At 75.2% G+C, this 10798-nt stretch carries 5 protein-coding genes (1 of these 5 cut by a window edge); all 5 read left to right on the top strand.

The window, feature by feature from the left end; translation table 11 throughout:
* The coding region (locus tag ACMA1D_RS29975) for a FecCD family ABC transporter permease (protein WP_414727132.1) at window positions 1-1061 on the top strand (1061 nt) is incomplete at its 5' end.
* A complete protein-coding gene (locus tag ACMA1D_RS29970) occupies window positions 1058-2224 on the top strand; it encodes a FecCD family ABC transporter permease (RefSeq protein ID WP_414727131.1) in 1167 nt (388 codons plus the stop codon). The genes ACMA1D_RS29975 and ACMA1D_RS29970, both read left to right, overlap by 4 nt.
* Window positions 2225-2345: 121 nt before the next feature.
* Window positions 2346-2564 (top strand): MbtH family protein, encoded by a 219-nt coding sequence (locus ACMA1D_RS29965; protein ID WP_349996428.1) that lies wholly within the window; start codon window positions 2346-2348, stop codon window positions 2562-2564.
* Complete coding sequence (locus ACMA1D_RS29960) at window positions 2561-4597, top strand: multicopper oxidase family protein (RefSeq protein WP_414727130.1); 2037 nt, start codon at window positions 2561-2563, stop codon at window positions 4595-4597. Before ACMA1D_RS29965 ends, ACMA1D_RS29960 begins: the two co-directional genes overlap by 4 nt.
* 161 nt (window positions 4598-4758) lie before the next feature.
* Window positions 4759-10798, top strand: partial view of an amino acid adenylation domain-containing protein gene (locus ACMA1D_RS29955; RefSeq protein ID WP_414727129.1) — the beginning only. 12629 nt of this gene lie beyond the right edge of the window; only the first 6040 of its 18669 coding nucleotides appear in the window; the start codon lies at window positions 4759-4761; the stop codon falls past the right edge of the window.

Raw genomic sequence — 10798 nt, 5'->3', positions numbered from 1 at the left:
GCCCGGGCGGCGGGCGACCGGGTAGCGCGGCCGGCCGGGAGGGCGCGCCCGCGGGCGGCGCCGGCCGCACCGCGCTGCGCGGCGGCGGCTTACTCGTCCTGACCGGACTGCTGTTGTCGCTGGTCGTGCTGAGTACCTGGGTCGGTACGAAGGACACCTCGCTGCCCGAGGTGTGGCGGGCGCTGTGGTCGGACGACGGCTCGTACACCACCGAGGTGATCAGGGAGCTGCGGCTGCCGCGCACCCTGGTGGGGCTGATGGCCGGCGCCGGGCTCGGCGCGGCCGGGGCCATCATGCAGTCGCTGACCCGCAACCCGCTGGCCGACCCCGGGTTGCTCGGGGTCAACGCGGGGGCGTCGGCCGCCGTGGTCTTCGGGCTCGGCGTGGTGGGCGTCAGCGGCTATCCGACGCTGGTCTGGTTCTCCTTCGCGGGGGCCGCGGTGACCACGGTCGTGGTGTACGTGCTCGGCGCGTCGGGACGCGGTGGCGCCTCGCCGGTGCGGCTGGCCCTCGCCGGCGCCGCGATCAGCGCCAGCCTGAGCGGGCTGATCGCGGGGCTGACCGTCTTCGACGCCGCCACCTATGACTACCTGCGCTTTTGGATGGTCGGCTCGCTCGCCGGGCGCCCTTCCGAACTGGTGCCGCAGATGCTGCCGTTCGTGCTGGTGGGGCTGGTGATCGCGGTGTTGTTGGCCCGGCCGCTGAACGCGCTGGCGCTCGGCGACGACCTCGGGCGGGCGCTCGGCGCGAAGATCGCCAGGACGCGGCTGCTCGGCGTGGTGGCGGTGACCCTGCTCACCGGTACGGCCACCGCAGCCGCCGGCCCGATCGGCTTCGTGGGGCTGGTGATCCCGCTGGTGGCGCGCTGGTGCACGGGGCCCGACCTGCGCTGGGTGCTGCCGTACTCGATGCTGCTCGCCCCGTGCCTGCTGCTGACCGCCGACATCGTGGGTCGGGTGGTGCTGCCGCGGGGTGAGTTGGAGGTGGGCGCGGTGACCGCGGTGATCGGGGCGCCGGTGTTCATCGCCATGGTGCGGCGCCGCAAGGAGGTGTCGTTGTGACGATGACCGAGCACCGGCCCGGCGCCGGGGCGCGGGCGGCGGGGGAGCGGGCGGTGCGGGGCGCCGGCACCCGGCCGGTGAGCCTGTGGGCCGGCCGCATCTCCTTCCGTACCCATCCGCGTACCGCCTGGGTGTGTGCCGTCGGGCTCGCGGTCAGTGCGGTGTTGCTGACCGTCAGCCTGTGCGTGGGGGCCTACCCGGTGGCCCTGCCCGATGTGGCGCGGGCGCTGTTCTTCGGCACCGGTGAGCGGCTGGCGGTGCACTTCGTCAACCAGGAGCGGCTGCCGCAGGCGCTGCTCGCGCTGCTGGTGGGGGCCGCGCTCGGGGTGAGTGGGGCGATCTTCCAGAGCCTGTCGCGCAATCCGTTGGCCAGTCCCGACGTCATCGGCTTCAACAGCGGTGCGGCCACCGGGGCGATCGTGGTCATCGTGGCCGTCGGCGGCAGTGCGGCGCAGGTGGCCACCGGGGCCATCGCCGGCGGGCTGCTGACCGCGCTGGTGGTGTACCTGCTGGCCAGCAAGGGCGGGGTGCACGGAGTGCGGCTGGTGCTGATCGGGCTCGGGGTGACCGCGATGCTCGGGTCGGTCAACTCCTACCTGCTCACCCGGTCCACCCTCAACAGCGCACAGAACGCCCACATCTGGCTCATCGGGACGCTCAACGGGCGCACCTGGGGGTCGGTGCAGACGATGGCGGTCGCGCTGGTGGTGCTGTTGCCCGCGGCGGCCCTGCTCGGGCGGCAGTTGCGGATGCTGGAGCTCGGGGACGAGTTGGCCAGTGGGCTCGGGCTCCCGGTGGACCGGGCCAGGACGACGCTGACGGTGCTTGGTGTCGCGCTGTGCGGGGTCGCGGTGGCGAGTGCGGGCCCGGTGCCGTTCGTGGCGCTCGCCGCGCCGCAGATCGCCGCCCGGCTGACCCGCTCGCCCGGGGTGAGCATCGCCGCGGCCGGGGTGACCGGCGCCGCCCTGCTCTCGGCCGCACACCTGGCGTCCAATCAATTCTTCGCCTGCCTGGGTTGGTTGGGGGACCGGGTGTCCTGGCTCGCGGTGGTCGACGAGGGGCAGCGCAACAGCCAACTGCCGGTGGGAGTGACCACCGCGGTGCTGGGCGGGCTCTATCTCGCCTGGGTGCTCTTCAGCCGGCGCGGCGAGGGGCAGCGCTAGTCGGTCGGCGCTGTGGGGCAGCCGTCCTCCCGGGGCCCTTGATGTAGATCGAAAAGTAAGGTTAGGCTTACCTAAATAGCAGGTCCGGGGCGTTGTGCCCCGGAAAACTCGGGAGGCTGTTGTGAGCAATCCGTTCGAGGACGAGGACGGCGTGTACCTGGTGCTCGCCAACGACGAGGGCCAGCACTCGCTGTGGCCCAACTTCGTTGACGTACCTGAGGGTTGGACCGTCGTCCACCCCGAGGACACCCGGCAGGCGTGCCTGGACTACATCGAGCAGCACTGGACCGACCTGCGGCCCAAGAGCCTCATCGCGAGCATGGCTGACGACCCCTCATGAGACCGCTGCCACCGCCCCGCAACGGCCTGGGCAGACGCCACTTCATCGCCGGCGCGGGGGCGGTCGGCGGCCTCGCCCTCGGGGTCGCCGCCGCCGTGCCGGGCGCCAGTCCCGCCCGGGCCGCAGGGCCGCGACCCGACCTGATGACCGCGGCGCTCGGCACCCCGGTCCGGGACCTGCCGAACCTGCCGGTCCAGCGCCCGGTGGGCATCCGGGCCAGCCAGGCCACCCGGGCCGCGGCAGCCGCTAAGATGCTGCGGCCCTTCCTCGACCCGCTGCCGATCCCGCGCGTGCTGCGACCACGCGGCAGCCTCACGCTGCCGCTGGAGCGGGCCCGGGTGCGGCTGCACCGCCAACTGCCCGCCACCCACCTGTGGACCTACGGCGGCAGCCACCTCGGGCCCACCATCGAGGTGCGGCGCGGCCGGCGGCTGCGGGTCGCCTGGGAGAACCACCTGAGCGGCGCCTTCCCGCTGACCGCGGTGCGGGTCCCGTTCGCCTACGACCCCGACCGGCCGCTGATGTGGGACCGGCCGGGCCGCGAGGGCGGGCTGCCGCGTCCTGAGGTCGCTGCGCTCCCGCCGTGGGCCGTGGTGCACCTGCACGGCGCGGTCACCGGCGGCGGCAACGACGGCTGGGCGGAGAACGCCATCGCCCCCGGCCACGCCCAACTCGCCGAATACCCCAACGACCAGCCGGCCGGCCACTTCTGGTACCACGACCACGCCATGCACATCACGCACCTGAACGTGATGACGGGGCTCGGCGCCGGCACGTACCTGATCCGCGACGACGAGGAGGACGACCTCGACCTGCCGGCCGGCGACGAGGAGATCCCGCTCGTCTTCTACGACCGCAACCTCGACGCCGACGAGAGCGGCGAACTCACCGGCGGACTGCTCTACAAGGGCATCGTCGTCATCGACGACCCCTACGAGCTGGTCCGCCCCTTCACCGGCCCGTTCACCCTGGTCAACGGCGTGATCTGGCCACACCTTGAGGTCTCGGCCCGCTGGTACAGGTTCCGGGCGCTGAACGCCGCCAACAACCGGCCCTACCACCTGCGCATCCTCGACGAGGACAACCAGCCGCTGCCCGCCGGCGCCTTCCTCCAGATCGGCGGGGACGCGGGACTGTTGCCGAAGCCCGTACCGCTGGCGGACGGCATCGTCCTCACCCCGGCCGAACGCGCCGACCTCTTGGTGGACTTCCGCGCCCTGCGCGGGCGCAGGCTGCGGCTGGTCAACGCCTTCCCCGAGCCCGGGATCAGGGCCGAGATGATGGAGTTCCGGGTCGCCTCGCGCGCCACCCACGGCGGGGCGAAGCCGCCCGCGCCCACCGCCACCATCTCGCCGTCCTACCGGCGGCGCAACGAGGCGGACGTGGCCGACGCCACGCAGCGCATGGTGATGCTCACCCCGGTCTACCCGAAGGACCCGGAGCTGTGGGAGATGGAGCGCATCAAGGCGCCCGACGGGCCCTTCCCCATCGACGGGGTGGTCCAGTTCGAGCACCCGGACGGCACCGTGCACACCTACCGGCGCACCGCCTCCACCTTCAACGACCCCGTGCAGTTCACCGTGCCCGCCGGCGCCACCGAGCGCTGGAGCTTCCTCAGCCTGGAGAAGTCCGAAGGCAGCTACCCGCACCCGATGCACCTGCACGCCGTCGCCTTCCAGGCGCTCGGCCGCGACCACTACGACGTCAGCACCTTCGAGTACTTCGAACTGCCCGGCGGCGGCTACGGCGCCGGCACCAAGTCGCCCCTCAAGCGCAAGCGCAGCGGCACGCTGACCCCGGGCGAGCACGGGCCCAAGGACGTCGTCAGCCTGGGACCCGGTGAAATGGTCAACGTGGCCGCCGAGTTCACCGGCCCCGCCGGCCGCTTCATGCACCACTGCCACATCTACGAACACGAAGACATGATGATGATGCGCCCCTTCGTGATCATGCCGCCCGAGGTGCTGGCCGCCGCGCCGCCCGGGCACGGGGCCGCGCCCGGCGCCGGGGCCGGCCACGGCTCCAGCCACTAGCGCACCCCGCCCACCCAGGTGGCCCGGGTCCCCGCCCGGTGCCACGCCCTCCGTCGCACGCCACCGGGCGGGCGCGCCCCCGCGCGGCCCGCGCCCGCCCGCGCGCCACTCCATCCCCGTTCCGTCATGGCCGTACGAGCTGTACCGCTGGGAGATTCCGCATGAGTCCACGCCGCGCCGACCGCCTGCCGCTCACCGCAGCACAGCTCGGACTCTGGTCCGCCCAACAACTCGACCCGGCCAGCCCCGCCTACCTGACGGCGGAGTACGTGGAGCTGACCGGACCGCTGGACGAGCAGGCGTTCCTCACGGCGCTGGAGCGCACCATCGCCGAGGCGGACGGGCTCGCGGTGCGCTTCGTACGGGGGCCGGAGGCGGCGGCCCAGGGTGCAGTGGGTGTCGAACCAGGCGCAGATTCAGCGGAGTTGACGGTAGGTCAGCAAGGTGGAGCAGCGGCGGGCGCGGACGTAGCCGAGGAAGTGTGGCAGGAGGTCGGGGGCGCGCCACCGGAGCCGCCGCTGCGGATCGACCTGCGCGGCGAGGCGGACCCGGACGCGGTGGCCGCCGCGTGGATGGACGGCGACCGGGCCGTCCCGGTCGACCTGGAGAGCGGCGTGCTGGTGCGGCACGCACTGCTGCGGGTGGGTGAACAGCGCTGGCTGTGGTACCACCGCTGCCACCACATCCTGCTCGACGGCTACGGCTTCTTCCAACTGGCCCAGCGGGTCGCCGAGGTGTACCAGGCGCTGGCCGCCGGCGCCGAGCCCAGCCCCAGCCCGTTCGGGTCGATCCGGGACGCGGTCGCCGCCGACCTGGCCTACGCGGGCTCCGCGGACGAGCGGGCCGACGCCGCCTTCTGGCACGCGCTGCTCGCCGACCGGCCGCAGGCCAGCGGCCTCGGCGCCCGCACCGCCGGCCCCTCGCACACCTTCATCCGGCACCACACCCGGCTCAACGCGGAGCGGGCCACCGCCCTGGAACGGTTCGCGAAGGCGTGCCGCGCCTCCTGGCCGGAGGCGGTCTTCGTCGCCAGCGCCCTCTACCTGGCCAGGCTCGGCGGCACCGACGACGTCGTGCTCGGCCTGCCGGTCATGAACCGCACCGGCACCCCGTTGGCCCGGGTGCCGGCCACCGCCGTCAACGTCGTACCGCTGCGCATCGCCGTCACCGAGCGCGCCCCGCTCGCCGCCCAGGTGCGGTCGGTGACCGAACTGCTCCGCCGGCAACGCCGCCACCAGCGCTACCGGGGCGAACAACTCCGGCGCGATCTCGGCCTGTTCGGCGCCGGCCGGCGGCTGGTCGGGCCGCAGATCAACATCAAGCCGTTCCCGCCGGCCCTGCGGCTCGGCGCCGTCACCGGCACCGTGCACTACCTGTCGGCCGGCGCCGTGGACGACCTGACCTTCACCGTCAGCGGGCTGCCGGGCGCCGACGGGCTCGCGCTCACCGTGGACGGCAACCCCGCGCTGTACTCGGCCGCCGACCTCGCCGCGCACGGCGACCGGTTCACCGACCTGCTGGCCCGCCTCGGGGACGCCGACGCCACGGCGCCCACCGGAGCGCTCGGGGTGCTCGGGGCGGCCGAACGGCGGCGCGTGCTCACCGACTTCAACGCACCGGGCGCCGGCGGCCAGCCGGGAGCCGACCTCGATGCGGCCGTCGCCGACCACGCCGCGCGCCGACCGGACGCGGTGGCCGTACGCGACGCCGCGGGCCAGACGCTCGACTACGGCGAACTCGACCGCCGGGTGACCCGGCTCAGCCGCGCGCTGGCCGCGCACGGCGCGGGCGCAGGGCGCCTGGTCGCCGTCGCCCTGCCGCGCACCGTCGACCTGGTGGTGGCGCTGCTCGCGGTGGCGCGCAGCGGCGCGGGTTACGTCCCCGTCGACCCGACGTACCCGGGCGAGCGCGTCGGCCACATGCTGCGCGACGCGGCGCCGATCGCGGTACTGACCGACGCCGCGGCGACCACCCCCGAGTGCGCCGCGGCGGTGGCCGCCGGACCGTGGACGGTCCTCACTCCGGGAGACGCGGACGCGGCGTACGCGGTGGATGAGGCCGTGGTGGGTGACGCCGACGTGGCGGCGAGTGCGCCTGACGGGGAGGGTGTGCCTGAGACGGCAGGTGCTCCCGAGGCGACGGTGGGTGGCGCGGGCGCCCCGGGCCCGACGGCGAGTGCCGCCCCGTGCGCTCCGTACCGCCCGGGCGTGCACGGCGAGCACCCCGCGTACGTCATCTACACCTCGGGTTCCACCGGCCGGCCCAAGGGCGTGGCCGTGCCGCGCCGGGCGCTGGCCAACCTGCTCGCCGCCGCGCGGCACGAACTCGGCCTCACCGCCGAGGACCGGCTGCTCGCGGTCACCACCGTCTCCTTCGACATCGCCGCCCTGGAGCTGTTCACCCCGCTGCTGGCCGGCGGCACGGTGCTGCTGGCCAGCGCCGAGCAGGTGCGCGACCCGTTCCTGCTGCGCGACCTGATCGATGCGGCCGGGCCCACCGTCATGCAGGCCACGCCCTCGCTGTGGCGGGTGCTCACGGACGCCGTGCCCGAGGCGCTGACCGGCGTCAAGGTGCTCACCGGCGGCGAACCGCTGGCCCCCGACCTCGCCGACCGGCTGGCCGGGCTCGGCGCCGGGGTGGTCAACCTGTACGGGCCGACGGAGACCACCATCTGGTCCACGGCCGGCACCGTGAGCGCCACCCCCTGCATCGAATCCGCGGCGCTTAGCGCACCGCACGTCGGCCGACCGCTGTGGAACACCAGGCTGTACGTGCTCGACGCGGCGCTCCACCCGGTGCCGCCGGGCGCGGTGGGGGAGCTGTACATCGCCGGCGCCGGCGTCGCGCTCGGCTACCTGGGCCGGCCCGGGCTGAGCGCCGAACGCTTCGTCGCCGACCCCTTCGGGCCCGCGGGCACCCGCATGTACCGCACCGGCGACCTGGCCCGCTGGAACGCCGACGGCACGGTTGACCTGCGCGGCCGGGTGGACCAGCAGCTCAAGGTCCGCGGCCACCGCATCGAACCCGGCGAGGTCGAAGCGGCCCTGCTCAGCCACCCGCGGGTGCGCGAGGCCGCCGTGGTGGCCAGGTCCTGGGAGACGGCGGGGGACCCGGCGGTGGACGGACCGGGGGCGCTGGCGCTGGTGGCGTACTGCGTACTGGCCCCGGACGGGCAGCCGACCGACTCCCCGGCCGGTCCCGTGGCCGATCCCGCGGCCGACCTCACGACCGGCCCGGCCGCCGGCCCCACGGCCCGCGTCACGACCGACCAAGCAACCACCCACGAACAGGCCCCGCACGCCGCGCCCGACACCGCCGCCCTGCTCCGCGCCCACCTCGCCGGCACGCTGCCCGACTACGCCGTGCCGGAGGCCCTCGTGGTGCTGGCCGCGCTGCCCCGCACGCCCAACGGGAAGCTCGACCGGGCCGCGCTGCCGGCGCCCGGGCGGCGTGGTGCGCGCGGTGGCAGGGCGCCGGCCGGCGCGGCCGAGCGGCTGTTGGCCACGCTGTTCGCGCAGGCGCTGCGGGTGCCCGAAGTGGGGGTCGACGACGACTTCTTCGCCGCCGGCGGCCACTCGCTCACCGCCGCCCGGGTGGTGGCCGCGCTGCGCACCGCGACCGGTGTGGAACTGCCGGTACGGGCCCTGTTCGACCACCCCACGGTGACCGCGCTCGCCCGCGCGATGGAGCGGGCCCGCACCCGGCGGGCGCCGCTGACCCGGCAACCGCGCCCGGCCCGGCTGCCGCTCTCGCCCGGCCAGCGCCGGCTGTGGTTCCTCTACCAGGCGGACGGCGCGACCCCCACCTACAACGTGCCCCTCGCCCTGCACCTGTCGGGGCCGGTCGACCAGCAGGCGCTGCGCACCGCCCTGCACGACCTGCTCGACCGGCACGAGGTGCTGCGCACCCTCTTCCCCGTCCCCGCTGACGGCGACGGCGAGCCGGTGCAGCAGGTGCTGCCCACCGCCCAGGCCACGGTGGAACTCACCGCGCACGCGGTGGAGGAGCACGAGGTGGACGCGGCGATCGCCGCCGCGGCGCGCCAACCCTTCGCCATCGAACGGGAACTGCCGCTGCGCGCCCACCTGTTCACGCTCGCCCCGGACCGGCACGCACTGCTCCTGGTCCTGCACCACATCGCCGGCGACGAGTGGTCCCTGCCGCCGCTCCTGCGCGACCTGGCCGCCGCCTACCGGGCCCGGCTGGCGGGCACGGCACCGGCGCTGGCCCCGCTACCGGTGAGCTACGTCGACTACACGCTGTGGCAGCGGGCCGGCGCGGCCGAGCGGGAGGCCGCCGCGCTCGCCCACTGGCGCACCCAGTTGGCCGGCGTGCCCGAACGGCTCGCCCTGCCGTGGGCCGGGCCGCCGGCCCAGCAGCCGAGCGGACGGGGCGAGGTGCTGCGCTTCGCCGTGGCCGACGACGTCTTCGCGCGGGTGCGGGGGCTCGCGCTGGAGACCAGGTGCAGCACCTTCATGGTGGTGCACGCCGCGCTGGCCGCAACGCTCTCCCGGCTCGGCGCCGGCGACGACATCACCATCGGCGTTCCGGTCGCAGGCCGCACCGACGCCGCCCTGACCGATCTCGTCGGCTTCTTCATCAACACCCTCGTACTCCGCGCCGACCTGTCCGGCACCCCCACCTTCCGCGCCCTGCTCGCGCAGGTCAGGGAGGTGGACCTGGCGGCCATGGCGCACCAGGAACTGCCCTTCGAGCGGGTCGTGGAAGAGCTCAACCCGGCCCGCGGGCACGGGCTGAGCCCGCTCTTCCAGGTGCTGCTCGCGGTGCGCGAGGAGTTCGCCGCCGCCGACGCCACGGCGGGCGGGGCCGGCGAGGGGTTCCCCGGCCAGTACGGGCGTCCCGAGCTGGTGTCGACCGGCACGGCCAAGTTCGACCTCCAGTTCACCCTCTCCGAGGACCCGGCCGCCGGCACGGCGCACGGGCAGGTCGAGTACGCGGCCGACCTGTTCGCCGCAGCGGACGTGCAGCGGATCGTGGCCGCGCTGCTGCGGCTGCTCGACGCGGTCACCGCCGACCCCGACGCGCCCGTCGCCACGGTGGACCTGATCGGCGCAGCCGAACGGCGCCGGCTGCTCGCGGCCCCCGGCGGCGACAGCCACCCGATCGCCCCGGCCGGCATCGCCGAACTCGTGGCCGCCCAGGCCGCGGCCACCCCCGACCGCCCGGCCTGCGAGGCCGGGCCCGACCGGCTGGACTACCGTGAACTCGACGCCAGGGCAGCCAGGTTGGCGGGGCTGTTGGCCGCGCGCGGCGCCGGCCCCGGCGACCTGGTCGGCGTGTTGCTGCCGCGCGGCGTCGACCTCCTGGTGACGCTCCTCGCGGTGGCCCGCACCGGCGCCGCCTACCTGCCACTGGACCCGGACTTCCCCGCGGAGCGGATCGCGTACATGCTCGCCGACGCGACGCCGGCCCACCTGGTCACCGACCGGGCCACCGCACCGGTGCTCGCCGCCGCCGAGGCCCCCGCAGGGGGCGAGGGCACGGAGGGAGCCGGGCCCGCCGCCGGGCCGGTCGTGCTCGACGACGCGGCCACCGCCGCGCTGCTGGCCGCCGCGGAACCGCTGGCGCGCCCGCGCGCCGCGCACCCGGAGCAGCCCGCGTACGTCATCTACACCTCGGGCTCCACCGGCCGGCCCAAGGGCGTGGTCGTGCCGCGCGGCGCCGTCGCCAACTTCCTCGCCTGCCTGGGCACCGATCCGGCGCTCGCCGACGGGGCGCGGCTGCTCGCGGTGACCACGGTCGGCTTCGACATCTCCGTACTCGAACTCTTCGCGCCCCTGGTCAGCGGCGGCACCGTCATCGTGGCCAGCCGCGCCGAGGTGCGCGACCCGCTGCTCCTCGGCCGGCTGCTGCGCACCTCGGGCGCGACCGTCGCCCAGGCCACGCCCTCGCTGTGGCGGGCGCTGTACGAGGCGGACCCGGGCGCACTGCACGGGCTGCACGTGCTCACCGGCGGTGAGGCGCTGCCGCCCGACCTGGCCGCGGCGCTCGGCGCGCACGGCGGCCGGGTGGTGAACCTGTACGGGCCGACCGAGACCACCATCTGGTCCACCAGCGCCGAGATCGGGCCGGCCGACACGGCGGCCCCACCGGTCGGGCGACCGCTGTGGAACACCCGCGCCTACGTCCTGGACCGGGCCCTGAACCCGGTCCAGGACGGGCTCACCGGCGAGCTCTACC

Source organism: Streptomyces sp. 796.1, from assembly GCF_047525675.1.
Taxonomy (GTDB): Bacteria; Actinomycetota; Actinomycetes; order Streptomycetales; family Streptomycetaceae; genus Streptomyces.
This window is presented reverse-complemented; position numbering and strand designations above follow the sequence as displayed.

Excerpts from the sequence above, each read along its gene's own strand:
- ACMA1D_RS29960 (WP_414727130.1), top strand. The coding sequence starts at position 2,561 with ATGAGACCGCTGCCACCGCCCCGCAACGGCCTGGGCAGACGCCACTTC.